This window comes from Pseudooceanicola spongiae (assembly GCF_014899185.1).
Lineage (GTDB): Bacteria > Pseudomonadota > Alphaproteobacteria > Rhodobacterales > Rhodobacteraceae > Pseudooceanicola > Pseudooceanicola spongiae.
The window spans coordinates 2951742-2975015 of the sequence record NZ_CP045201.1; the positions used below are offsets into that span (position 1 = coordinate 2951742).

22 protein-coding genes are annotated in these 23274 nt (G+C 62.6%); 8 read left to right on the forward strand and 14 right to left on the reverse strand.

Annotated elements, in window-relative coordinates; translation table 11 throughout:
• Nucleotides 1-39 precede the first annotated feature (39 nt).
• Both F3W81_RS13950 and F3W81_RS13955 read right to left on the reverse strand, forming a co-directional pair.
• Complete coding sequence (locus tag F3W81_RS13950) at nt 40-414, reverse strand: HIT domain-containing protein (protein WP_193079741.1); 375 nt, start codon at nt 412-414, stop codon at nt 40-42.
• Between the two features lie 27 nt (nt 415-441).
• The gene (locus F3W81_RS13955) at nt 442-2019 is read right to left on the reverse strand and encodes a DUF5928 domain-containing protein (protein ID WP_193079742.1); all 1578 of its coding nucleotides are present in this window, start codon (nt 2017-2019) and stop codon (nt 442-444) included.
• A 143-nt stretch (nt 2020-2162) separates the two neighbouring features.
• Between F3W81_RS13955 and F3W81_RS13960 the strand changes: the two genes are divergently transcribed.
• On the forward strand, nt 2163-2981 hold the full coding sequence (locus tag F3W81_RS13960) for a sulfotransferase family protein (protein WP_193079743.1): 819 nt from the start codon (nt 2163-2165) through the stop codon (nt 2979-2981).
• 22 nt (nt 2982-3003) lie between these two features.
• Here the strand turns inward: F3W81_RS13960 and F3W81_RS13965 are convergent, their stop codons facing one another.
• The 4 genes from F3W81_RS13965 to F3W81_RS13980 all read right to left on the reverse strand — a co-directional run bounded on the left by F3W81_RS13965 (nt 3004) and on the right by F3W81_RS13980 (nt 6361).
• Nucleotides 3004-3501, reverse strand: a complete 498-nt coding sequence (locus F3W81_RS13965; protein WP_193079744.1) for a GNAT family N-acetyltransferase — start codon at nt 3499-3501, stop codon at nt 3004-3006.
• Nucleotides 3502-3717: 216 nt separating this feature from the next.
• The gene (locus F3W81_RS13970) at nt 3718-4815 is read right to left on the reverse strand and encodes a site-specific DNA-methyltransferase (protein WP_407692447.1); all 1098 of its coding nucleotides are present in this window, start codon (nt 4813-4815) and stop codon (nt 3718-3720) included.
• Between the two features lie 108 nt (nt 4816-4923).
• Nucleotides 4924-5553, reverse strand: a complete 630-nt coding sequence (locus F3W81_RS13975; protein ID WP_193079746.1) for a ribonuclease HII — start codon at nt 5551-5553, stop codon at nt 4924-4926.
• Between the two features lie 226 nt (nt 5554-5779).
• Nucleotides 5780-6361 (reverse strand): hypothetical protein, encoded by a 582-nt coding sequence (locus F3W81_RS13980; RefSeq protein WP_193079747.1) that lies wholly within the window; start codon nt 6359-6361, stop codon nt 5780-5782.
• A 219-nt stretch (nt 6362-6580) separates the two neighbouring features.
• Here F3W81_RS13980 and F3W81_RS13985 point away from each other — a divergent pair, with 219 nt between their 5' ends.
• From F3W81_RS13985 to F3W81_RS13995, 3 genes are read left to right on the forward strand one after another with little or no spacing between them, the layout of a single operon-like run.
• Complete coding sequence (locus F3W81_RS13985) at nt 6581-6895, forward strand: hypothetical protein (protein ID WP_193079748.1); 315 nt, start codon at nt 6581-6583, stop codon at nt 6893-6895.
• Nucleotides 6867-7568, forward strand: coding sequence for a hypothetical protein (locus F3W81_RS13990; protein ID WP_193079749.1), 702 nt, complete (start codon nt 6867-6869; stop codon nt 7566-7568). Before F3W81_RS13985 ends, F3W81_RS13990 begins: the two co-directional genes overlap by 29 nt.
• 24 nt (nt 7569-7592) lie before the next feature.
• Nucleotides 7593-8351, forward strand: a complete 759-nt coding sequence (locus F3W81_RS13995; protein ID WP_193079750.1) for a LamB/YcsF family protein — start codon at nt 7593-7595, stop codon at nt 8349-8351.
• A 113-nt stretch (nt 8352-8464) separates the two neighbouring features.
• Here the strand turns inward: F3W81_RS13995 and F3W81_RS14000 are convergent, their stop codons facing one another.
• The 4 genes from F3W81_RS14000 to F3W81_RS14015 all read right to left on the reverse strand — a co-directional run bounded on the left by F3W81_RS14000 (nt 8465) and on the right by F3W81_RS14015 (nt 13782).
• Entirely contained in the window at nt 8465-9643 is a 1179-nt protein-coding gene (locus tag F3W81_RS14000) for an ABC transporter permease (RefSeq protein ID WP_193079751.1), read from the reverse strand.
• A 4-nt stretch (nt 9644-9647) separates the two neighbouring features.
• Nucleotides 9648-11357, reverse strand: coding sequence for an ABC transporter permease (locus F3W81_RS14005; protein WP_407692448.1), 1710 nt, complete (start codon nt 11355-11357; stop codon nt 9648-9650).
• A 115-nt stretch (nt 11358-11472) separates the two neighbouring features.
• Nucleotides 11473-12567, reverse strand: a complete 1095-nt coding sequence (locus F3W81_RS14010; RefSeq protein ID WP_193079752.1) for an extracellular solute-binding protein — start codon at nt 12565-12567, stop codon at nt 11473-11475.
• A 114-nt stretch (nt 12568-12681) separates the two neighbouring features.
• Nucleotides 12682-13782: an ABC transporter ATP-binding protein gene (locus F3W81_RS14015; protein ID WP_193079753.1), complete on the reverse strand. Its 1101-nt coding sequence runs from the start codon at nt 13780-13782 to the stop codon at nt 12682-12684.
• Between the two features lie 415 nt (nt 13783-14197).
• Here F3W81_RS14015 and F3W81_RS14020 point away from each other — a divergent pair, with 415 nt between their 5' ends.
• Entirely contained in the window at nt 14198-14875 is a 678-nt protein-coding gene (locus tag F3W81_RS14020) for a TetR/AcrR family transcriptional regulator (RefSeq protein ID WP_193079754.1), read from the forward strand.
• 52 nt (nt 14876-14927) lie between these two features.
• Here F3W81_RS14020 and F3W81_RS14025 read toward each other — a convergent pair whose 3' ends face one another.
• Together F3W81_RS14025 and F3W81_RS14030 are read right to left on the reverse strand one after the other, a co-directional pair.
• Nucleotides 14928-16232, reverse strand: a complete 1305-nt coding sequence (locus F3W81_RS14025) for an NAD(P)/FAD-dependent oxidoreductase (RefSeq protein WP_193079755.1) — start codon at nt 16230-16232, stop codon at nt 14928-14930.
• 57 nt (nt 16233-16289) lie between these two features.
• Entirely contained in the window at nt 16290-17087 is a 798-nt protein-coding gene (locus F3W81_RS14030; protein ID WP_193079756.1) for an IclR family transcriptional regulator, read from the reverse strand.
• Nucleotides 17088-17341: 254 nt separating this feature from the next.
• Here F3W81_RS14030 and F3W81_RS14035 point away from each other — a divergent pair, with 254 nt between their 5' ends.
• The 3 genes from F3W81_RS14035 to F3W81_RS14045 all read left to right on the forward strand — a co-directional run bounded on the left by F3W81_RS14035 (nt 17342) and on the right by F3W81_RS14045 (nt 20512).
• Nucleotides 17342-18358: a taurine ABC transporter substrate-binding protein gene (locus F3W81_RS14035; protein WP_193079757.1), complete on the forward strand. Its 1017-nt coding sequence runs from the start codon at nt 17342-17344 to the stop codon at nt 18356-18358.
• An 82-nt stretch (nt 18359-18440) separates the two neighbouring features.
• Entirely contained in the window at nt 18441-19247 is an 807-nt protein-coding gene (locus F3W81_RS14040; protein ID WP_193079758.1) for a taurine ABC transporter ATP-binding protein, read from the forward strand.
• Nucleotides 19244-20512, forward strand: coding sequence for an ABC transporter permease (locus tag F3W81_RS14045; protein ID WP_193079759.1), 1269 nt, complete (start codon nt 19244-19246; stop codon nt 20510-20512). The genes F3W81_RS14040 and F3W81_RS14045 overlap by 4 nt, the downstream gene beginning before the upstream one ends.
• A 188-nt stretch (nt 20513-20700) precedes the next feature.
• On the opposite strand, the gene F3W81_RS14050 is transcribed toward F3W81_RS14045, so the two are convergent.
• Both F3W81_RS14050 and F3W81_RS14055 read right to left on the reverse strand, forming a co-directional pair.
• Nucleotides 20701-22020 (reverse strand): GH1 family beta-glucosidase, encoded by a 1320-nt coding sequence (locus tag F3W81_RS14050; RefSeq protein ID WP_193079760.1) that lies wholly within the window; start codon nt 22018-22020, stop codon nt 20701-20703.
• A complete protein-coding gene (locus tag F3W81_RS14055) occupies nt 22020-23051 on the reverse strand; it encodes a LacI family DNA-binding transcriptional regulator (RefSeq protein ID WP_193079761.1) in 1032 nt (343 codons plus the stop codon). Before F3W81_RS14055 ends, F3W81_RS14050 begins: the two co-directional genes overlap by 1 nt.
• Nucleotides 23052-23274: the final 223 nt, after the last annotated feature.

Sequence of the window (23274 nt, forward strand, 5' to 3'; positions counted from 1 at the left end):
CGAAACCGCCTTGACTGGCAAGCGGTGAGGCGGGGGTGCTCAGGCTTCTGGGGCGACCATGCGGCCCATGGTGCGTCCGGCGAGGATATGCAGGTGGAAATGCGGCACCTCCTGGACACCATGGGGACCGGCGTTGGAGATATAGCGCGCGCCATTGTCCTGGGTGATGCCGGCCCCGGCGCAGATTTTCGCCACGGTGCGGGTGAAATCGAGAATCTCGGCGTCCGAGGCCTCAGCCGCGAAATGCTCGTAGGTCACGTAAGCGCCCTTGGGGATCACCAGCACATGGGTCGGGGCCTGTGGGTGGATATCGGCGAAGGCCAGCGTGTGGTCGGTTTCGATCACGGTGTTGTTGGGGATTTCGCCGCGCAGGATTTTGGCGAAGATATTCTGGTCGTCGTAGGAATAGGGCAAGGTTTACCTCAGCTTGGCAAGAGAGACTCAGTCGGTGAACAGATGGTCGAGGGCGACGATATCATGGGCGGCGCTGTCTGACACGCCAAGGAAACGGGCAACCGCGGGGGCATTTTCCGCCGGTGTCTGGTGCTGGCGGATGCGATAGAGGTTCTCGAAGTCGCTGTCGCGGATCTGGTCGGCCTCAAACGTCATATCGTGGCGGATGGTCGGCAACAGCCGCTCCAGCACCTCGGGCGGGGTGCGATCCCCGGCGAGGCCGACGCGCCGGGCATGGCCGCTGAGGTAGTCGTCGGTAAAGTCACACTCGATCTCGAGCAGGCGGGTCTGGGCGCGGTCACTGCAGAAGTCGTGCAGCAGGTCGAGGCCGGAGGGGTCCATGCAGACCACCATGCGGTCGGTCTTGTGGTAGTCGAACAGCATCCGCATCAGGGCGCGGCGGTGGCGGGTGCGCTTTTCCAGGTTGGTCTGGATGCCGCCGAGGTCAGGCAGCGGTGTGTGGCCTTCGTGAAACAGGTAGTCGACGCAGTGGAGGCCGGTGATCTGGCGGATCTGTTCGACCAGCCGCTTGGCGACGTGCCACTTCTTGCAGATGACGATCATCAGCTCGCGTTCGCGCCCGAGCGAGCTTTCGGTTTCCCAGAAGCGGGTGACAAAGCGGCGACCCACCCGGCCGCGCCCGGAGAGGAACTGGAACAGCGAGCGCCCCTCGTTCGAGATCTGGAAGCTGACGCCGCGCGCCGCGTAGAGCTGGCCCAGACGGCGCTTCATCTCATGCGCCTCAAGGCTGATCTTGCGCGCAAAGAGGTAATCCTGGCTGAGCAGCAGGTCGTAGTGATCGTTGTAGAAGGTCACCGGCATGCCGTAATCGGTGAACAGCAGGAAGGTCAGAGAGCGGGCGCTGATCTCGGTTTCCGGCACGAGGTGGCGCACGAGGGTCTGGAAGAAGGTCTCGTCCGGGATCCAGGTGGTGCGGAAAAAGCGCATCACGTCGCGGCGGCTGTCGCAGAAGCCGAGGATCGCCTCGATCGTGCGGCGGCGCAGGCACCACCACTGAGAGCCGATCTGGATCTGCAGATCCTGCGGAATGGCGCGGGTCAGCCCGAAGCGCCTCTGCAGGTCGATGGATTTGTAGAACAGCCGCTTGTTCTGGCGTTCGTTGAAGAGGTGGCGATAGATCAGCCGCTCCTCCCGGATGCCGGTCTTGATCCAGCCAGAGCTGTGGAAATCGAAGCTCTCGATATAATCCACCTCGTCGCGGTCGAGGAAATCATGGGCGTATTCGGCGGATTTGATCGCCATGCAGTCGCCCGAAAGCATGTAGAAATGCGTCGCGCGCGGAAAGTCCGCGACAGCCGCCTGCACCGCGTAGAGCGTCGCCTGCACCAGGCTCCATTCCCCCCAGCCGCATTTGGCGCGCTTGTGGGAAAACGTGACGCGGGGGTTGTCACGCAGGGCTTCACGGATGCGCTGGTAGTCGGCGGGGCGGGCGCGGGCGTCGAAATGGATCGCCATGTAATCGCCGACAGCCGTCAGTCTTTGCGCCTGCTCGATGATCCCCTCAGGATCCTTGTGGCACAGCAATATGAATGCAATGGTCGCCATTGGCGAAACGTTAAGCCTTTCGGATGCATCAGTGTTGCTTAGGTTATGCGGCAACATGTCTTGATAAAACAGGCTTTGTTTGGCTTTTGCTGCACTATCGTCAGAGGCGCCAGTTCAGGCAGAGGGATCGGAGACCGGACAGGATGGGATTTCCCGGAACGTGGATGACGGAAAGCGAAAGCGTGGTCTATCGGGTGGTGCCGAAATGCGCCTGCTCGACCATCGGTCAGATTCTGTATTACTCGGATCACGGGCAGTTCTTTGACGGAGATATCCACGATGCCAAGGCCGGTCTGCACAAGTGGTCGCTGGAGGCCAGTCAGCCGCTGATCGAGGCCAATGCGAAGGCCCACAAGAGCTATGCCTTCACCTGCGTGCGCAATCCCTACACCCGCATCCTGTCGTCATTTTTCGACAAGATCTGCGGCATTCAGCGCAATGGCAGCCGCTATCGCGGCAATCTGGTGCCGATGCTGATCCAGAAGTACGGGATCGAGGTTGGCGGCGCCGATGGCACCGAAGAGTTCGACCAGATCGCCAGTTTCCGCCGCTTTCTGCTATTTGCCCGCGACAGCATCCGCTGGCGTCGCCCAATGGAGCCGGACATCCACTGGTCGGCCATGTCGGGGCATGTCTCGACCTATATCGTCAATGGCGGGCGCTATGACGCGATCTTCTGGACCGAGGCGTTCAACGACGGGCTGGGCAAGGTGCTGACGCAGATCGAGACGCCACATCCCGTCGATCTGGCGACGATCCCGCGGTTCAACGAGAGCGAAGGGCACGGGCCGAAGCGGTTGCATCCCGTTGAGGATTACTTCGACGATCTGTCGATGCACCTGGTCTACGAGATCTACAAACGCGATTTCGACATGTTCAAATACGATGCCCGCGACCCGTCCAACAAGATGCCGGTGGGCGAGATTGATCTGAACGAAGTGCACGCGAAACTGGGGGAATAGTCTCCCTTTGTTGTCGGCGCCTCTATAGACGCAAAATGTAGAAGAAATCGTCCGTCGGCTGGCCGTTGATCCGCACGCTGTCCGGGTGGGTCGCGATGCGCTCGAAGCCCTGTCGTTCATAGAAGGCGATGGCGCGGGCGTTTTCTGTATCGACGTAGAGCTCCAGCCGGACGAGGCCGTCTGACCTAGCCTGTGCAATCACCCCAGCCATCAGGATCTGTGCGGCGCCAGAGCCTTGGGCGCGGGCGGTGACGAAGAATGGCCCGATCTCGGCCCGGTGGCGGGTCCGCGCAAACGGGTTCCTGTGATAGCCGCAAAAGCCGATCAACACATCATCGGCGAAAACGCCGCGATAGCTCTGCCCGGCCAGCCTTGCCCGGAGCCACTCTGGCGTGGCAGCCGCCGCTTCCTCGGGCGTCACCAGAAAGCCCTTCGGGAAATCGCGCGCGCCCTCCATCCGCAGGGCCTGCCACGGTTCCGCATGGTCAGGCGTCAGCATCTTGTAGATGAAATCAGGCATCGGCGTCCCCTCAGCTGGTCCATGGTGGCAGCCTACATATCCCCGACCCGGACGCCAGTGGGTCTGATTGCAGACCGCTGGGCCGCAAAAAAAGCCCTACCGCAAGCGGCAGGGCTCAGGTGCGCACCCTGCGAAACGCAGTGGTACAGGCGGCTCTTGTTTGGGGGGTGCCCTGCGCGGGACGAGTCGGGCGCAGGGCAAATCTCAGGGGGTGGCTCAGATCATCTCGGCGCGGATCTGCTGGCGCAGCAGGTCGATCGGGATGGTCTGGCCATCTTTCTTGAAGCACCAGTAGGTCCAGCCATTGCACGACGGCGCGCCCTCAAGCGCGGCACCGACCTGGTGGATCGAACCCTTGATGTCATCGCCGATCAGCGTGCCATCGGCGCGGACCTTGGCCTTGTGACGGCCATTCATGCTCCACAGTTCTTCGCCGGGGCGCAGCATCCCGCGTTCGACCAACTGGCCGAAGGGCACGCGCGGCTCGGAGCGCTTGGAGGTCGAGACCTCAAGCGTTTCGCGGTCGAACTTGCGAATCCGCGACAGGCGCTTCTCGGCGACCTTGCGATAGGCTTCCTCACGCTCGATACCGATGAAATCGCGGCCCAGCATCTTGGCGACAGCGCCGGTGGTGCCGGTGCCAAAGAACGGGTCCAGCACGACATCGCCGGGGTTGGTCGAGCCGACGAGGATGCGGTGCAGCAGCGATTGCGGCTTCTGAGTCGGGTGAGCCTTGTCGCCGTTCTCGTCCTTCTCGCGCTCGCCGCCATTGCAGATCGGCAGCACCCAGTCAGAGCGCATCTGCACGCCCTCGTTCAGCGATTTCAGCGCCTCGTAGTTGAAGGTGTACTTGGCACCTTCGGATTTCGACGCCCAGATCATCGTCTCATGCGCATTGGTGAAGCGCTTGCCACGGAAGTTCGGCATCGGGTTCGACTTGCGCCAGACCACGTCGTTCAGGATCCAGTAGCCTTCGTTCTGCAGCGCAGCGCCGACTCGGAAGATGTTGTGGTAGGAGCCGATCACCCAGATCGCACCATTCGGCTTGAGAATCCGGCGCGCCGCCTTCAGCCAGTCGCGGGTGAAGCGATCATAGGTTTCAAAGCTGGCGAACTGGTCCCAGGCGTCGTCAACCGCGTCGACCTTGGAGTTGTCCGGCCGGTGCAAATCGCCCCGCAACTGAAGATTATAAGGGGGATCTGCAAAAATCAGGTCGACGGAATTCTCCGGAAGGCTGTTCATCACCTCCACGCAGTCACCGCCCAGAATCGAGTTCAGTGGGAGCATTTGGCCCCCCTTTACCTTGTTTTTCATCATTGCTCTGCCTCGTTACGGCACGATTTTCGCGCTCGTTATTATGCCCAAATGATGAGTCAAAGCGGAATCAGGGTCAATTTGTTTATTTGATTCAGGGGGTTAGTTTTAGTCTCGACACAAGATATTGCGCACAGGGGCGAAGCTGCGCCTATGATGTGGGGTCACCCCCAAATCCTGTAGGGCCGCCCTGTGCTGTTTCGTCGGGTAGCCTGCGTTGCGCTCCCAGCCGTAGCCGGGAAAGTGTTGCGCCAAATCCCACATGATCTGATCGCGCGCTATTTTCGCCATGATCGAGGCCGCAGCGATGGAAAGAGAGCGGGCATCGCCCTTCACCAGAGCCGTCGCAGGCAGGTTCAGACCGGCGGGAATCCGGTTGCCGTCGATCAGCACATGATCGGGGCGCATCTCAAGCCCCTGCACCGCGCGGCGCATCGCCAGATGACTGGCCTGCAGGATATTGATCTCGTCGATCTCCTCGACCGAGGCATGGGCGACGGAGACAATCGCGCAGTCCTGCAGCAGCGCAAAGACATCCTGCCGCCGCTTCAGGCTGAGCTGTTTGGAATCGTTGATACCGGCCGGGATGCGGGTGGGATCGAGGATCACCGCGGCGGCCGTCACCGGCCCGGCAAGCGGGCCCCGCCCGACCTCATCCACCCCCGCGACATGCAGCGCACCGGTGCGCAGCGCCAGGGTTTCGTAGTGGTAATCGGGTATGGGTTTCAGGGGCGTCATGGGCTTCGGTTTGATCAGAGGCCGCAGAGGCACGCAAGATGTAGTATAGCTGACGTTGGCGAAGACCATGCCGATCGTGCAAAAATGGGGAGGCGTGGCGGCGCCTCCCCATCGTCATTCCGGCAAGGTCTCGGCCCTGAGACGCATGGCGTCTGCGAAGGACCCAAGCCGGAATGGTCCCGCGCGCTGGAAGGGGGTCTTCTGCCTGCGCACGGAATTCTGGACCTCAGGACCCCTGCCAGCCGTTTTGCTGCATGCAGACCTGACGGTAGATGTAGCGCGGGCCCTGACGGCTGGAGGTCTCCTGGAGGCAGGATTGCGGCAGACGTGTCGGGATCGAGGCATAGTCACGGGCACAGGCCGCCGAATAGCCCTTGGCGCGGTAGCCATCGACATAGGTGGTGACCAGGCAATGCCCCGGCACGACCATCACAGGCTGCGGCTGATAGCGCGGCGGCGTCGGGCGCGTCTGGTAGGCCTGACCGGGACGATAGTCGTCGCGGCGATAGTCGTCACGGCGGTGATCGCGGCCCCGGTCATACTCGCGGTCGCGGTCATGGCGGCGATCATTGCGCCAGTCGGGCTGCGGCTGGGGTTGCGGGCGGAACGGCTCATGCCGGGAGGCCTGCTGCTGGGCGCGCTGGTTCTCGTTGATCGCATTGCCGATGATGAACAGCGCGGTCGCACCGACGAACAGCTTGGCCAGATCCTCGTTCTTGGCCTGCACGGGGGTGGCGGTCAGGGTGGTCAGCGCCAGAGCAGCGGCGGCGAGGGTGGCAGTGATCTTGCGGGTGTGGCTCAGGAACATCGTTCAGGTCCTTTCGAGGGGGCGGCGATCGAAACAGAATCACCGGGGGATGGGGGCCGGGCACAGGCTCCGGTCTTGTGCCCCGACACTGCCCCCAGGCCCGTCCGCCGCACAATAACGGGCGCCGGTTATCCAATAACACGCCGCCCCTGCGGCCTGCAGGCATGGGGCCATCGCTCTGTTATTGAATGGCAGGCGCAGATCCCCCAAGGTCTGGCCATGACACGCACACACCCCCTCCTGCTGATTCCCGCTCTGCTGGCCCTCGGCCTGTCGCTGGTCACAGCCTCTGCCCCACCGGCGCTGGCCGCCGGTGCCTGCTACGCCGACTACAAGGCCAAGCGGGACAAACCCTATGAACTCCACTACGGGGTCATGGAGGTGTCGTCCTGCGACCGGCAGCAGGCCGCAGAGGACGCCCGTGGCAGACTTGCGCGCAACGGCTGGACATTGCTGAATATCGTCTCAGTTTTCGACGAAAGCGGATTGGCAGGCAGGAAGAGTGATGCAGGACCCTATTATCTTCGCTTCTGACCTCAGACGCAGCGGCACCCGTGCCGTCGTCATCGGGTTGGGCGCGGTCGTCGCGGTGCTGCTGCTGGCGGCCGTGTTCCTGTTTCTGAACCTGCCCGACGCCAATGCCTTCAACACGAGGGTTGAGCGGATCTTCGTCGAGAATGACCTCACCACCCAGGCCGAGGTCAAGCTGCTGAACATCCTCGCCCTGTCGGGCACGGCGTTTTCCGAAACGCTGGCGAGCTACCGCATGGTGATCTTCGTGCTGCTGGTCTTTGCCACGGCGCTGCTGCTGGCGGCCCTCGGATTCCTCATCATGCTGATCGCGATGAACCGCCGCATGGCCCAGATCGAACGCGCCGGGATCGAGGTGAACTCGCTGATGATCAGCCGCGAGGAAAAGATGGTCTACCTCAACAATCTCGGCTTCAAGCTCACCGACGCGGCGATCGAGACGCTGTCGGTGCTGGCCGAGGCGCGGATGGACGACGATGTCCTCTCGGGCGTGCAGATCGAGGCGATGATTAGCGGCAAGGCGGAGGTCGATTGTGACGAGGCTGCCGGTGCCACCCGCATCAAGCGGCTGCGCGACACCCTCGGCAACCAGATCGTCAGCGAGCTGCTGATCAAGAACATCGCCCGCCGCGGCTATGTGCTTTCCGTCGGCAAGGATGTTATCCGGGTGATCTGAGCGACACCCAAGCGAGGCAAGAGCATGACCCATATCGACCTGAACTCCGACCTGGGCGAGGCCTATGGCCCCTGGAGCATGGGCGACGACGCCGCCATGCTCGACATCGTCAACAGCGCCAATATCGCCTGCGGCGGCCATGCCAGCGACCCCGAAACGATGTTCCGCTCTCTGACACTGTGCAAGGAAAAGGGCGTCCAGATCGGCGCCCACCCCGGCTACGCCGACCCCCTCGGCTTCGGGCGCCGCGTCATCCCGATGACCCCGCCCGAGATCGAGCGTATGGTCGCCGCCCAGATCGGCACCCTCCAAGGCATCGCCGCGCTCGCTGGCGCAACCGTCACCTACGTCAAACCCCACGGCGCGCTGAACAACTTCGCCGCCGCCAACCGCGAGGCCGCTGACGCCATCGCCCGCGCCGTCAAGGCGATGCCCGGCAGCCTCGCCCTGCTGGCCGTCTCCGGTACTGAACTGGAAACGGCCGCCCGCGCCGCCGGCCTCACCACCGTCTCGGAGATCTTTGCCGACCGCGGCTACCAGCCCAACGGCCAGCTCGCCCCCCGCGGCACCCCCGGCGCCATGATCCACGACCCCGATCAGGCCGCCGAGCGCCTGCTGCACTTCCTCGCCACCGGCCTGATGCCCACCGTCAACGGCGATCCGATCCCGCTGGAGGCCGCCTCGATCTGCGTGCACGGCGACAGCCCCGGCGCCGTCGCCATGGCCCGCCACCTCAGCGCCCGCCTGCAGGCCGAAGGCGTGACCCTCAAAGCCTTCACCTGAAACCGTTTCCCTGTTGAAAATATCCTCGGGGGGATGAATTGCGGCCCCCTAGGACGCAAGAAGGGGGGCCGACAGCCCCCCTTCCCTCGCAAATATCGCGAAACCCTGAAAGGTCAGCTCTGCGAAATGCCCCGCATCCGCTCCGAGCGGCGGCGCAGCATCTCCACCGTGGTCAGCAGTGCAATCGACACCACCACAAGGATCGTCGCCACCGCCAGAATGGTCGGCGAAATCTGCTCGCGCAGGCCGATGAACATCTGCCACGGCAGGGTCTTCTGACCGGCCGAGCCGACGAACAGCACCACGACCACCTCATCGAACGAGGTGATGAAGGCGAACAGCGCGCCGGAGATCACGCCCGGCAGGATCAGCGGCATCTGGATGCGGAAGAACGTGGTCAGCGGGTTCGCCCCCATGTTCGCCGCCGCCCGCACCAGCGATCGGTCAAACCCGACCAGCGTCGCCGTCACGGTGATGATGACAAAGGGAATGCCAAGCGCCGCATGCGCCAGAACCACCCCCAGATAAGTGCCTTGCAGACCGATCCGCGAATAGAAGAAGTACATCCCCGCCGCCGAGATGATCAGCGGCACGATCATCGGCGAAATCAGGATCGCCATGATGGTCTGACGGAACGGCACATGCGGCTGGCTCAGGCCAATCGCGGCGAGGGTGCCGAAACTGACCGACAGAAGTGTCGCCACCGGCGCGATACGCACCGAATTCCACAGCGCCTGCTGCCAGTCGCTATTGGTGAAGAAATCGCGGTAATGGCGCAGCGAATAGCCTGCGGGATCGAAGTTCAGCATCTCCGGCGTGAAGGTGAAGAAGTTCTCGGCGTTGAAGCTCAGCGGCATGACCACGAGGATCGGCGTGATCAGGAACACCAGGATCGCGCCCGCAATGGTGCGGAAGGCATAGTGCCAGAGCACCTGCCCTGGCGTGGCATAGGGCGGCACCGACATGCGGTAGCGCCCGGAGGCCAGCCAGAAGGTGATATGGCCGAAGAAATAGCCCATCAACGCGCCCATCACCCCACCGGGAATACCGCTCAGCAGGTAGCCGACGGCGATGAACAGCACGAAAAAGCCCCATTTCGCGAGCTTTTCCTGATCGCGCAGGAAGGTGACGGCGGCAAAGGCCAACGCCCCCATCAGGATCGCGCCGCCAAGGATGCCGATCAGGCCAGAGCCCTGCGACGTGCCGATGAACAGGCCGAAGAAGGCGCCAAAGGCGGCCACCACACCGGCGGCAAAGGAGACGGGTTTGGGTTGAGATACAGTCAGTGTCATGTGTTCACCCCAGCTTCACGTTGTCGATGCCGACGATACGGTCGTAGGCCCAGTAGAGAATGAGGACACAGGCCAGCAGGATTGCCCCAAGTGCCGCGCCCAGACCCCAGTTGAGAGAGCTGGAAATGTGATAGGCGATGCGGTTCGAGATGAACGTCCCCGTGGTGCCGCCGACGATTTCCGGCGTGATGTAATAGCCGATCGACAGAATGAAGACGAGGATCGAGCCTGCGCCGATGCCGGGTATCGACTGAGGGAAGTAGACCCTCCAGAACGCCGTCCAGTTGGTCGCGCCCAGCGATTTGGCGGCGCGCAGATAGGTCGGCGGGATGGTCTGCATCACCGAATAGAGCGGCAGGATCATGAAGGGCAGCAGGATATGCGTCATCGCCACGATCGTGCCGAACTGGTTGTTGATCATCACCAGCCGGTCGCCGTCTGACACCAGCCCCAGCCAGACCAGCACATCGTTGATCACGCCTTGCTGCTGCAACATCACCTTCCAGGCCGAGGTCCGCACCAGAAGCGAGGTCCAGAACGGCAGCAACACCAGGATCATCAGCAGGTTGGCGCTTTTGGAGGGCAGGTTGGCCAGCAACCAGGCCACCGGATAGCCCAGCAGAATGCACGAGCCCATGATCATCATCGACATGAACAGCGTCCGCTTGAACAGCATGATGTAGATTTGCTCGTTCTCGGGGCGCATCTGGATCCCGTCGGGGGTCAGCTGCATGTCGATGGCGTTCAGGAAGTAGCCAGAGGTATATTTCGGGCTGTAGGTCTGGATAGTAGCCCAGACCGAAGGGTCGACCCAATCCTTGTCCTCGCTCTGAAAGAACGACTGGAGCGAGACCTGCTTGATCTCCGGCAGCGCCGCCTTGACGGCCTTCAGGGCGTCGGCCTCGGGACCGGTATAGCCCGACACATCGGCCTTGTTCAGATCGAGGATCAGACCGACATAGACGGATTCCCATGGGTCGCGCTTGGCCACGTCCTTGCCATCGACCAATGCGGTGTAGACCGCGAAATCGGAATAGGCGCGCACGGTGGTCGGCAGCAGCGTCGCAATCGCGTTCGAGGGCGCAAAGCCGACATCGCCGGTCAGCACGTCGCCACTCATCCGGGTCAGCACCTTGCGGCGGGCCTTGACGACTTCGGGGGCCGGTGTGCCTGTCCCGCTCATCAGGGCGTACCAGAAAGCGCCGTCGCCCCAGCGTTTGTCGATCACTTCCAGCTGGTCGAGGTAGTCATCGCCGATATCGTCCAGCCCGCGCCCGGTGGAGCGGAACATCGACGACACGCCGGTTTTTTCATAGTTCAGGCGGGTGCCGAGCTTGGTGTGCTCCTTGGCCTCAGACGCCAGAAACAGATCGAAATAGAAATCCTCGAAGACGGCCTCGGAAGGGGCCTCTCCGGTGGTGTGATCCCAGCCTTCCAGCGCTTCGGTGGTTGAAGGCAAGGTATTGGAAACAATGTCATTTTCAACCGAGCGGAACAGCATGTCCGCAATCGGGGCAATGAAGGTGAGCAGCACGAAGATCAGCAGCGGCGCGATCAGCGCCAGCGCCCTTAACTTCTGGCGCCTCAGGGCACGGTTCAGGCTGCGCTTGAGAGGCCGTCCATCCGCTGCCAGCATCGGGCCGGGCTTGTCACCCTTGCCATTGCCTGCGGAGGAGCCCATGTCGATCGGTCCGGTCTGGGTCGTATCGCTCATGTCGTCCCTGTCGTTTTTTTGTGGGCCGGCCCATTCTGATCAGCTGATCGGGGCCGCTTTGGGGTGGGACGGGCCAGACAGGCCCATCCCGGTATCAGATCAGGTCAAAACCCGATTATTGTGCCAGCCAGGACTGGAATTTCGCGTCGATGTCGTCGCGATAGTCGGCCCAGAACTCGTAGTTATAGAGGAACGTGTTCGTGGCGTTGGCCGGATCGGTCGGCATGTGCTCTTTCATGTCTTCCGGAACCATCGGAGCCGAAGATTTGCGGGCCGGACCGTAGGAGATGTATTTCGCCTGATCAGCAAGACGCTTGGTGTCGGTGGCGAACAGCACGAAATCCTTGACGCGCGCGAGGTGCGCTTCGTCCAGACCTTCGGGGATGATCCAGCCGTCAAGGTCATAGACCTGTGCGTCCCACATCATCGCAACCGGCTGTTTCTGCTCAACAATAACCGAATACAGACGACCGTTGTAGGTCGAACCCATGAAGACTTCGCCATCGGCCAGCAGTTGCGGCGTATCGGCGCCAGCGGACCACCAGATCACGTCATCCTTGATGGTGCCGAGCTTGGCCAGAGCGCGTTCCTGACCTTCCGGGGTGCCCAGAACGTCATAAACTTCGTCCTTGGCCACGCCATCGCAGAGCAGCGCCCATTCCATGTTGTTGATCGGGCGTTTTTCCAGCGCGCGCTTGCCGGGGTATTTCTGCAGGTCGAAGACGTCGCAGATGTTGCTCGGCGCGTCGACGCCCTCGGGCACCATGTCCGTGCGATAGCCGAAGGTGGTCGAATAGACGATCTGCGGGATGTAGCAATCCGACACGATCAGGTCGCCAAAGTCATCCGACGCCGAAGACCCGTCATCGCCCTTGGCGAGCAGTTCGTCGGGATCGTATTCCATCGCCAGACCTTCATCGCACAGACGGATGGCGTCAGCTGCAACAACGTCGACGAGATCCCAGGTGATATTGCCGGCTTCGTTCATGGCGCGCAGTTTCGCGACGGCCTCGTTGGAGCTTTCGTCCCAGGTCACGGTGACCTCGGGGTGCTCTGCCATATAGGGTTCGACGTAGGCTTTCAGCTGCGACGATTGGTAGGCACCGCCCCAGGACACGATGGTCATGTCGTTGGCCATATCCTGAGCAGATGCAACACCAGCCGACATGGCCAGAGCCGTACCGGCGAGGAGGGTTTTCGTGAGTTTCATGTATAACTCCCAGTTATCCCCGTTGTTGATTTACGGATCCAGCGCTACGGGCGGAGCGACGGGATCTCGATAGGCCGCAGCAGCCCGAAGGCGCCGCGGAAACTTGCGAAGGTGTCAGGCTTCCAGAGCCCGGCAATCTTCGGGCAGCCAGCCGATTTCGATCGTCTCGCCACGTTTGAGGCGGACCTGATCGGGCGCGTTCCGGGTCTTGACGACAAAGTCATCGCGCCCCGCGACACGCAGACGCGTGCGGAAGATGTCGCCCATGTAGATGAACTCAAGCACTTCGGCCTTGAGCAGGTGGACGCCCTCTTGCAGGCGCTCCTTGTTCATCTCGACACGCTCGGGGCGGATCGACACACGGGTACGATCGCCGGGCTTCGTGACGTTGATCGGACGCGCTGAAATCAGCTCTCCACCATCCAGCTGGACGGTGCAGGTGTTGCCGGAGATTTCCTTGACGGTCCCCTCCAGTGTGTTGTTTTCACCGATGAATTGCGCGACGAAGCTGTTTTCCGGCTCCTCGTACAGGACATCTGGCGGGGCCAGCTGCTGGATGCGGCCATCGTTGAAGACGGCGACGCGATCCGACATGGTCAGCGCTTCGGTCTGGTCGTGGGTCACGTAGACGGTGGTGATCCCCAGCTCATGCGCCAGACGGGTGATTTCAAATTGCATGTGCTCGCGCAGCTGCTTGTCGAGCGCGCCGAGCGGTTCGTCCATCAGCACCAGTTCCGGTTCAAACACCAGCGCGCGGGCCAGAGCGATCCGTTGTTGCTGACCACCGGAGAGTTGCGCGGGGCGGCGGTTGGCGAAATCGCCCATCTGCACCATGTCGAGGGCGCGCATCACCTTCTTTTCCCGCTCGGACTTGCCGATCTTGCGGACTTCCAGCGGAAACGACAGGTTTTCACCGACGGTCATATGCGGGAACAGGGCGTAGTTCTGGAACACCATGCCGATGCCGCGCTTGTGCGGTGGGATGTTGTTGATCGATGTGCCGTCCAGCAGGATTTCTCCGTGGGTGGCGGTTTCGAACCCGGCCAGCATCATCAGGCAAGTGGTCTTGCCGGACCCCGATGGCCCGAGCATCGTCAGAAACTCGCCCTTCGGCATGCTGAGGTTCAAATCTTTTACGACGAGCGTCTCGCCGTCGTAGCTCTTCTGCACGCGTTCGAACGCAACGAACGCTTCGCTGTCAGATGTTGATGCCAAATCCGGCTCCCCGTTCAGTTTTTTCTTCGCAGACGCTTGTGCTCCGCGTTAGGCTGTAGGCGACATGCCGCTTGCGAATGACCCATGGACCTGTCGAGCGAGAGTAGCCTTTCGGTCCGAGCCTTCCGATAATCTCCCCAAAACATGGACTGATTATCGATAATGTCACCCCTGAATGTCGTTCAGGTGCAATTATTAATCATTTTTGACCAGAATTCACATCCCGTTTTGTGCAATTTTTCTGGTTTAATCGCTGTTTTTGTCTATTTTTACCCTTAGGTGCCGGTTTGCACGGCATTTGTGCACATCTGTCCGGGGATCGCATTTGCCGAGACCCTCAGCCCCCTCGCGGACATCATTCACTTGCGAGGCCCCTCAAGCTTGAATATCGTTCACTTTCATGAGGGCGATTTGAATGGCTGAGATCACGGGTGAAAACCTGAAAGAAGGTCGCGTTGCGCGGCGACAAAGACGCAATCGCGAGGCGCTGATTCGCGCCGCGAGCGATGTGATGTCCGAAAAAGGCATCGATGCGGCGACCATGCTGGAGATTGCGGACCGTGCCGATGTCGGGGCGGGCACCGTCTACAACTATTTCCGCTCAAAAGATGACCTTGCCGTCGCCGTGCTGGAGGAGATCATGCAGGATCTCGCGCTGCGCGTCGAAACGGCCACAGGTGACTTTGCCGACCCTGCGCATGTCTATGCGGTGGCGCTGCTGACCGTCCTTGAAACCGCCACGAATGACGAACGCTGGCGGCAATTGCTGAACCGCTCGGGCATTGTGGCGGACGTCATGTTCCGCAGAATTGGCCCGTTTGCCATAGACTTGCTGAAACAGGGCGCGGGCTCCGGGCGGTTGTCGCCGGGGGATGCGGCGCTGACCTGGCGGCTGACCACCCATGCCATCGTCGGCATCGGGCTGTCGGTCAGCCATGGCGATCTGCCCGCCTCGGCGATGTCGGATGCGGCGGTGCGGCTGCTCTGCATGGTCGGGCTGAGCGCCGAGGTCGCGCAGGATCTGGCCGCGCGCCCCCTGCCGACCCTGCCGCCCGAAGACGGGCTGAACAGCATCGCCGTGAACGCGGGCTGAGGCCCGCATTCGACCGCTGCGGTCCTTGCGAAACCGCAGCGCCGGTCACGGTTCAGCGCATTTCGATATGATCCATCAGCTTCATCAGCCGCACCGCGGCGCGAAGCCCCATGCGCTTGGTGCGCCCGAAGGGAAAGCTGCGGGCCTGCGTGACCGGAAACGCCAGTGAGTCGGGCGCAGCGCCCAGAATGCGTTCCGCCAGCACCCGCCCCATGACATGCGACAGCGCAACGCCGCGCCCGTTATAGCCCATGCCGACCAGCATGCCCGGACGCGGTTCGTGCAGATGCGGCAGGTGATCGTCGGTCACAGCGACGCGCCCACCCCAGCGATAGCGCCAGCGCACGCCCTTGAGCTGCGGAAACACCCGCTCGGCATCCTGCATCAGCCACTCGAACCCGCCGAAGTCACCGCCTTTCGCGGGCGTGCCGACGCCGCCATAGACCATGCGATTGTCAGCCTCGCGGCGGGCGTACATGATGACACGGCGGCTGTCCGAGATGGTGTGTCCTTCCGGCAGGATCGCGTCGATCAGCCCCTCCGGCAGCGGGCCGGTGGCGATCTGGATCGGCGTCAGTGGCAGCACGCTGGCGGCAAGGTCGGGCAGCAGCGCCCCGCTATAGCCATTCGTCGCCACCACAACCCAGTCGGAGGTCACCGCCCCTTCGGGGGTGCTGGCCGTCCAGACCGCGCCGTCCTTGCGCAGCGCCGTCACCGGGCTTTGCCCGTGGATCATCACACCGCGCGATTTTGCCGCAGCCGCCACACCGCGCGCCAGCATCAGCGGCTGCACTGCTCCGCCCCGCGGCGTGACCACCCCCGAGGGATAGCGATCGGTGCCCGCGATGCGCAGCAGCTCGGCACCCTCGACATGATACATGCCCGCACCGAAGGTATTCCACGCCGCGACCCCGGCCTCGGACTTGCGCCGCGCGGCGTCGTTGTGGTTCACCCGCAGCCAGCCCGCCTGACGCGGCCTGCAGTTGATGCCGTACTGACGGATCATCGCAAACAGCTCATCCGCCGAGGTGAGGGAGGCCTGGGTCAGCCGCTCAAAATACGTCGGCCCGAGGATTTTTTGCAGCATTTCCGGCGTGTTATGCGGCAGCATCGGGTTGACCTGCCCGCCATTGCGCCCCGAAGCCCCCCAGCCGACATCGCCTGTGTCCAGCACCACGACGCGACAGCCCGCCTCGGCCAGCGTCAGCGCACAGCGCAGGCCGGTGAAGCCCGCGCCGATCACCGTCACATCCGCCTGAAGATCGCCTTGCAAGGCTGGGTTGAGCTCCTGCGCCCCCGCAGTCGCCTTCCAGAGAGAGTTGGGCCAAGTGGGACAGGGCACCGGACGGTCAGACATACAACTCTCGCTTTAGGGAATTTGCCCCCTCACTATTCGGAACAATCGCAAGGGGCGTCAAGGGAGGGACCCGGGCGCAGGCGGCGGATGGCTTGCCTGCCATCCAAGCTGGCGCGAAACCTGGCGCGTGGCGGCAATGAGGCGCTGCGCCTGCCCCTCGACCTCGGCCGCAGAGGCAAGGTCGATCATCGTCCAGACGTTCAGGCAGGCGGTCACCTGATCCTGTGCGTTCCAGATCGGCGCAGCCAGACCGATGACCGGCAGATACTCCTCCTGCACCGCGCGGCCATAGCCGGTGCGCAGGATGGCGGGGAATTCGGCGGCGACATCTTCGGCGCTCACCTTGGTAAACTCGGTGAGCCGCTCATAGGGCATCGCGGCCATCAGCGCGTCGCGGCGCGCGGCAGGCAGATGGGCCAGAAAGACCTTGCCCGCCGCCGTGCAATGCAGCGGCGCGTGGTCGCCGGGATGGGCGGCATAGCGGACGGGCATCTGATCGACGGTGCGCAGATACAGGATGGTGTCGCCGTCCAGCACCGACAGCGCCACGTTCATGCCGGTCTCGTCACTGAGGCGCAGCATGATGTCGCTGGCGATCTGCTGCAGATCAATCCGCCGCCAGGCCGAACGCGCCCAATCGTGCAGCCTTGCGCCGGTTTTATAGGTGCGCGAGGCCTTGTCGTAGTCGATCAGCTCTTCGCCCTGCAGCACCGCAAGGATACGATGACAGGAGCTTTTGACAAAGCCGGTCTGCGCCACGATCTCGGAAAACCCCATTGGCCCGCGCGAGTGCGACAGCACATCCATGATCTGCGCGCATTTGGTGACGATCGAACTCTCGCTGGAACGGGCCATCCTCGGCCTCCGTGCTCTACTACATTGCAGGACGCGCGCCCGGGCTGCGGAAAGGCGAGGCATTCGGGCAAAAGGCACCGCCCCGGGACGCAGGTTAAGGTTGACTGAGGCTGACCCGCCCCTCAGGTTTTATCATACAGAACCAAAGTTCCGCAATGCGATAGACACATCCCCCATCCCCGGATCGGCCCTGCGCGCATCCGCACAAGACGCAAGCCATCCGGCGGACGACATGCACCCAACAGGAGCACACCATGAAGAGACCCCTCGCGACATTGCTTTCGGGCACCGCCCTCGCCCTGTCCGCCCTGACCCTCAACGCCCCGGCCACGCTGGCGCAGGGGCTGGACCAGATCACCGTCGGCTATTTCCTGGAATGGCCGCTACCGATGATGGAGCCGAAGGCGCTTGGCACCTATGACGACGTCCTCGGCCTCAAGGTCAACTGGGTCAGCTTTGAAACCGGCACCGCGATGAGCGCGGCCATGGCCTCGGGCGATGTGCAGATCGCGGTCAGTCAGGGCGTGCCGCCCTTCGTCGTCGCGGCCTCGGCCGGGCAGGATCTGGCGGCGCTGGATGTCGCCGTGTCCTATTCCGACAATGACAACTGCGTCGTCTCCAGCAAACTGGAAATCGACAAGACCAACGCGGGCGATCTGGCGGGCAAGAAGGTCGCCGTACCGCTGGGAACCGCTGCGCACTATGGCTTTCTGCGCCAGATGGATCACTTCGGCATCGACCTCTCCAGCCTCAGCATTGTCGACATGGCGCCGCCCGAAGGCGCTGTCGCCCTGTCGCAGGGCGCGGTTGATTTCGCCTGCGGCTACGGCGGCGGTCTGGCGCGGATGAAAGAGCATGGCAACGTCCTGCTGACCGGCAAGGAAAAGGAAGACCTCGGCATTCTGGTGTTCGACGTGACCTCGGCCCCTGCGGGTTTTGTCGCGGAATACCCTGATCTTGTGGCGAAATTCCTTGGCGTGACCGCAGATGCCAACACCCGCTGGAACGCCGGTGACGAAGGTGACGCGATGCTGAAAGTCATCGCCGATGACTCCGGTATGGATCTTGAGGCCGCCCGCTCGGCCATCGCCACCATGGAATTCCCCAGCATCCAAGAGCAGCTGAGCGCCAAGTGGTTCGACGGCGGTGTGCAGACCTTCATGAAGGGCGTCGCGGATGTCTTTGTCGAAGCGGGCAGCATCTCTGGCGCGCGCGACAGCTACGCCGGCAACGTCAATATCGAGCCGCTGAAAATGGCCGCGACCGAGTGATCCGATCGCGGGCCCGCTCCGGCGGGTCCGCACCTTGCGGCCCCATCAGGCCACGCCCCCAAACGTCCCCCGGAGGCCGGATATGACCGGATTGTCGATTGACCGAATTTCCATGCGCTTCGAGCTGCCCAACGGCACGGCGGTTCAGGCGCTCAAGGATGTCTCCCTGAAGATTGCGCAGGGCGAAATCCTGACCGTGCTCGGCCCCTCGGGCTGCGGCAAGAGCACGCTTTTGAACATCGTGGCGGGCTTTCTGGCCCCGACCTCGGGCAAGATCACCCTGAACGACACGCCGGTGCATGGCCCCAGCCGCGAACGTGGCATGGTGTTCCAGAAGGGCGCGCTGTTTGAATGGATGAACGTGCGCGACAACGTCAGCTTCGGGCCCCGCATGAAGGGGCAAAAGCCCAAGGACTACGCTGAAGAGGTCGACCACCTGCTGAACGTCGTCGGCCTGCGCGACTTCAAGGAAAAGGCGATATACGAGCTGTCGGGCGGCATGCAGCAGCGCGTCGCCCTCGCCCGTTGCCTTGCCAACCATCCCGACGTGATCCTGATGGACGAACCGCTGGGCGCGCTGGACGCGCTGACGCGCGAAAAGATGCAGAGCCTCGTGCTCAAGCTCTGGAAAGAAACCGGCAAGACCATCATCCTGATCACCCACTCGGTCGAGGAAGCGCTGCTGCTGGGCGAACGCCTGCTGGTCATGGCGCCGCGCCCCGGGCGCATCCATTCCGAATATCGCCTGCCCTTCGCCGACATGGGCGTCGCGATGGACCTGCGCGAGGTCAAGAAACACCCCGATTTCGCCCCCAAACGCGAAGAGATCCTGTCACTGATCTGGGACATGGAAGAAGAAATCATGGGCAACGCGGAGGCCGCAGTATGATCCCCCTCCTGCTCTATGTCGGGTTTTTCCTGCTGACCCTCGGCATCGTCAAACTGCTGACCGGCAATATGACGAAAACCGGCTTCATCGCCCGCAAGACGGTGACCTTTGGCGATGAAAGCGCGGTTGTCGCGGACCGGAGGGCGTCATTCTTTTCGATCTTCGCCATCTTCCTGCTCTGGGCCAGCTTCACCGGCTCGGTCATGCTGCCGGACTTTCTGCATATGCCGGGGCCGTTCACCGGCACGGGAACCTTTACCTATACAACCGAGGCCCCGGACGGGCAGCGCGACGACGGCGAGGTCAGCGTCACCGTGCTGCCCAATGCCGAGGACAAGGATGCCATCGCGGTCGATCCGGGCGAAGGCTTCGCAAAGAACGACAGCATGGCGATTGCCACCTACCGCAGCTCGCTGATCCGCGTCGATGAGAACGACGAGGTGACGCGCGAAGGCGGCGCCAAGGTCGTCGCCGTCAACGGCCAGCCGCTGGAGCCCGGCGGCGAGGTCAAGACCGACTTCGCCCGCATCGGCATGTCGCAGCGTGGCACCCTCAACGTCGAGCCGAACCCCGGCTGGCAGATGGAGCCGATCTGGCTGCCCGCCCCCGAGGCCGTGTTCAAACGTTTCGTCGAGATCGCCTCGACCGGGTTTCGCAACTACACCCTGCTGGAGCACCTCGGGTCTTCGCTGTTCCGGGTTGTGTCGGGCTTTCTGCTGGGGGCGGTGATCGGCATTCCGCTGGGCTATGCCATGGGCCTATCGAACTGGTTTCGCGGCTGGTTCGACCCGATTGTCGAATTCATGCGCCCCGTGCCGCCGCTGGCCCTGATCCCGCTGGTCATCATCTGGGCGGGCATCGGAGAGGGCGGCAAGATCATCCTGCTGTTCCTCGCCGCGCTCTGGATCATGGCGATTGCGGCGCGGGCCGGGGTCTCGGGCGTCGATATCGCCAAGGTGCACGCGGCCTATTCATTGGGCGCGTCCAAGGCGCAGATCATGCGCTATGTGATTGTGCCAAATTCGCTGCCAGAGATCTTCACCGGCGCGCGTGTCGCCATGGGCGTCTGCTGGGGCACCGTCGTCGCAGCCGAGCTGGTGGCGGCCGAGAAGGGTGCGGGCATGATGATCATGGTCGCGTCCAAGTTCCAGAACACCGATATCGTGCTGATGGGCATCATCCTGATCGGCATCATCGGCTTTGGCATCGATATCCTGATGCGCTGGTGCGAGCGGGTTCTGGTGCCTTGGAAAGGACGCTCTTGAACGTCCTGAAAAAACAAAAGGTCTAAGGACGTTCCTGAACGTCCTGACGAAACAAAAAGTCCAACGACGTTCCTGAGCGTTTTGACGAAGCAAGAAAAAGGACGAGACTGAGCGACCCGACACGACAAACAAAGGGGCCATGCAAATGCCGCACGGCCCCTTTGCTCAATCCCATGACGTATCAGAGATTATGTCAGCGCCTCCTGCATCGCGTAGTAGGAGGCCTTCGGTGTCCGCTCCATCGTGTCGAAATCGACATGGACCAGACCGAAGCGCTTTTCATACCCAAGCGACCACTCGTAATTGTCCATCAGCGACCACACGAAGTAGCCGTTGACGGGCACACCATCCTCAACCGCGCGTTTGACCTGCGCGATGTGCTTGTTCAGGTAATCGATCCGCTCGGGATCGCTGACCGCACCGTTGAGGATCTCATCCCCATTCGCCATGCCATTTTCCGTGACGTAAAGCGGCAGATCGCCGGTATACTCATCCGCCGTCCGCTTGAGGAAATGATACAGGCCCTCCGGGTAGATCTCCCACCCCATCTGGGTTTTCGGCAGCGGGCCCTCAACCTCGTGATGGTGCGGCCACGGGCCGTTATCGGGGCCGATCAGCTTGCGGGTGTAATAATTCACCCCGCACCAGTCGAGCGGCGCCGCAATTGTGTCGAAATCGTCCTGCCAGCCCTCGGGCATGTGCGGGGCAAAGCCCTCCATCACTTCCGCCGGATATTCCTTCTTGAAGACCCCGCCGAGGAAGAACCGGTTGTAATAGGCGTCATAGAGGGTCGCCGCCTTTTGCGCCTCAGGCGTGTCGGTGGCCGGATCGGCCCATTCCATGTTGAACACCGCGCCGAGGTTGTTCATCCCCAGCCCGCGCATCGTCTCGATCGCGCGGCCATGGGCAAGCAGCACGTGGTGCATGGCGCGGGCCGTGGCGCGAATGTCGCGCAGACCCGGCGCATGATGGCCGAGGAAGTGGCTCAGCCAGCCGACGCACCAGGGCTCGTTGATCGGGGCGACGTTGTGCATCCGGTCGCCGATGCGGCCCATGATGACTTCGGTGAAATCGCCAAACCAGCTGGCCACGTCGCGGTTGCGCCAGCCGCCAAGGTCGGCGAGGGGCGAAGGCAGCTCCCAGTGGTACAGCGTCGCGCAGGGCTTGATGTTGCGCTCCAGCATTGCATCGGTCAGGCGGTCGTAGAAATCGAGGCCCTCGGCGTTCACCTGTCCGCGGCCCTCGGGCATGACCCGCGCCCAGCTGGTGGAAAAGCGGTAGCTGTCGAAACCGGCGGCGGCGACCAGATCCAGATCGGCCTCATAACGCAGGTAATGCTCGCAGCCGCGATCCCCGTTTTCGGCCCGCACGACGTTGCCGGGGGTGGCGGCGAAATCATCCCAATGGGTGCGCCCTGCCCCGCCGAAGGCATGGCCTTCGATCTGATAGGACGAGGTCGCGGTTCCGAACATGAATCCGTCGGGGAAATCCTTGCGGGTGAAATTCATCAGGTCCTCCTAGGGGCCGGTCCGGTGGAGGCACCGACAACCAGCTCTGCCTCAAGCATGTGTTGAATGGGGGCGTGGTCCGGCTCGGCGATCAGAGAGATCAGCTGTTCGGCCAGAATGGCGCCCGCCGCGCGGACAGAAGACCGCGTGGCCGTGAAAATCGGGATGTCCTCGCCGTTGCGCAGATAGGACAGGTCGTCGTCATGGGTGATCACCGAGACATCGCGCCCCATGACCAGCCCGCAGTCCTGAATGGCGCGGCGAATGCCGATGGCCGACAGCATTGAGGCCGACAGGATCGCCGTCGGCGGATTATCCAGCGCCAGCATGCGCCGCGTCTCGCGGTAGCCATAGCCCTCGGTCATATCGGCGCTGCACAGCAGGGCGGGGTCTTCGGCCACGCCCACAGCCTCCAGCGCCTCGCAGTAGCCCTGTCGACGGCGGTGGGCAAAGTCCATATATTCCAAGCCGTTGATCAGCCCGATGCGGCGATGGCCAAGGTCCGTCAGAAACTGCGTCGCCCGCCGGAACGAGCGGCGGTTGTTGACGTCGACCCAACTGTAGGGCGCAGTCATCCCGGTCGAGCGGCCATGCACGATATAGGGCATGCCGATGTCGTTCAGCAGCGGGATACGCGCATCCTCGACCGACGGGCCCTGCAGGATCACCCCGTCGACCGCGCCGCGCGCGTGCAGCTCGCGGTAGATCTTGTCCTGATCGTCCTCCAGCACCCGGGTGATCATCATGTCATAGCCGAACCGCGCCAGCGCTTCGGTTGCGCCGCCGACGAAATCGCCGAAGATCGGGTTCACCATCTCATGCTCGGAGGAGCCGGGCACGATCTGCGCCACCACCATCGAGCGCCCGGTTGCCAGCCCCTTGGCACGGCTGTTGGGCCGGTAGTTGAACCGGACAGCGGCATCCTGCACGCGCTGGCGCGTGGCTTCGCTGACCTCGGGATAGCCGTTCAGGGCGCGGCTGACCGTGGTTTGCGACAGCCCCAGGTTTTCAGCCAGGGTCTTGAGGTTCATCGTCTCTCCAAAGCGGTTTGGAAAATTGGCGTAGAATCCTCTTTGAAGCGAAACGGTCAGCAGGTCAATCCCGTTGATGTCTCAAGATAATACTTCCAGAATATGTTGAAAATCAAAGAAATCGCTGCAACATGTTGACATCACGCGCCGGTGTAGACATTAAAATGTGATATTCAAAGCGCTTTGAAGCTTGAGTCGTGATCGGCAGAATGACACGCTCAAT

Excerpts from the sequence above, each read along its gene's own strand:
- F3W81_RS13955 (WP_193079742.1), bottom strand. The coding sequence starts at position 2,019 with ATGGCGACCATTGCATTCATATTGCTGTGCCACAAGGATCCTGAGGGG.
- F3W81_RS13960 (WP_193079743.1), top strand. The coding sequence starts at position 2,163 with ATGGGATTTCCCGGAACGTGGATGACGGAAAGCGAAAGCGTGGTCTAT.
- F3W81_RS13965 (WP_193079744.1), bottom strand. The coding sequence starts at position 3,501 with ATGCCTGATTTCATCTACAAGATGCTGACGCCTGACCATGCGGAACCG.
- F3W81_RS13970 (WP_407692447.1), bottom strand. The coding sequence starts at position 4,815 with ATGAAAAACAAGGTAAAGGGGGGCCAAATGCTCCCACTGAACTCGATT.
- F3W81_RS13975 (WP_193079746.1), bottom strand. The coding sequence starts at position 5,553 with ATGACGCCCCTGAAACCCATACCCGATTACCACTACGAAACCCTGGCG.
- F3W81_RS13980 (WP_193079747.1), bottom strand. The coding sequence starts at position 6,361 with ATGTTCCTGAGCCACACCCGCAAGATCACTGCCACCCTCGCCGCCGCT.
- F3W81_RS13985 (WP_193079748.1), top strand. The coding sequence starts at position 6,581 with ATGACACGCACACACCCCCTCCTGCTGATTCCCGCTCTGCTGGCCCTC.
- F3W81_RS13990 (WP_193079749.1), top strand. The coding sequence starts at position 6,867 with ATGCAGGACCCTATTATCTTCGCTTCTGACCTCAGACGCAGCGGCACC.
- F3W81_RS13995 (WP_193079750.1), top strand. The coding sequence starts at position 7,593 with ATGACCCATATCGACCTGAACTCCGACCTGGGCGAGGCCTATGGCCCC.
- F3W81_RS14000 (WP_193079751.1), bottom strand. The coding sequence starts at position 9,643 with ATGACACTGACTGTATCTCAACCCAAACCCGTCTCCTTTGCCGCCGGT.
- F3W81_RS14005 (WP_407692448.1), bottom strand. The coding sequence starts at position 11,357 with ATGAGCGATACGACCCAGACCGGACCGATCGACATGGGCTCCTCCGCA.
- F3W81_RS14010 (WP_193079752.1), bottom strand. The coding sequence starts at position 12,567 with ATGAAACTCACGAAAACCCTCCTCGCCGGTACGGCTCTGGCCATGTCG.
- F3W81_RS14020 (WP_193079754.1), top strand. The coding sequence starts at position 14,198 with ATGGCTGAGATCACGGGTGAAAACCTGAAAGAAGGTCGCGTTGCGCGG.
- F3W81_RS14025 (WP_193079755.1), bottom strand. The coding sequence starts at position 16,232 with ATGTCTGACCGTCCGGTGCCCTGTCCCACTTGGCCCAACTCTCTCTGG.
- F3W81_RS14030 (WP_193079756.1), bottom strand. The coding sequence starts at position 17,087 with ATGGCCCGTTCCAGCGAGAGTTCGATCGTCACCAAATGCGCGCAGATC.
- F3W81_RS14035 (WP_193079757.1), top strand. The coding sequence starts at position 17,342 with ATGAAGAGACCCCTCGCGACATTGCTTTCGGGCACCGCCCTCGCCCTG.
- F3W81_RS14040 (WP_193079758.1), top strand. The coding sequence starts at position 18,441 with ATGACCGGATTGTCGATTGACCGAATTTCCATGCGCTTCGAGCTGCCC.
- F3W81_RS14045 (WP_193079759.1), top strand. The coding sequence starts at position 19,244 with ATGATCCCCCTCCTGCTCTATGTCGGGTTTTTCCTGCTGACCCTCGGC.
- F3W81_RS14050 (WP_193079760.1), bottom strand. The coding sequence starts at position 22,020 with ATGAATTTCACCCGCAAGGATTTCCCCGACGGATTCATGTTCGGAACC.
- F3W81_RS14055 (WP_193079761.1), bottom strand. The coding sequence starts at position 23,051 with ATGAACCTCAAGACCCTGGCTGAAAACCTGGGGCTGTCGCAAACCACG.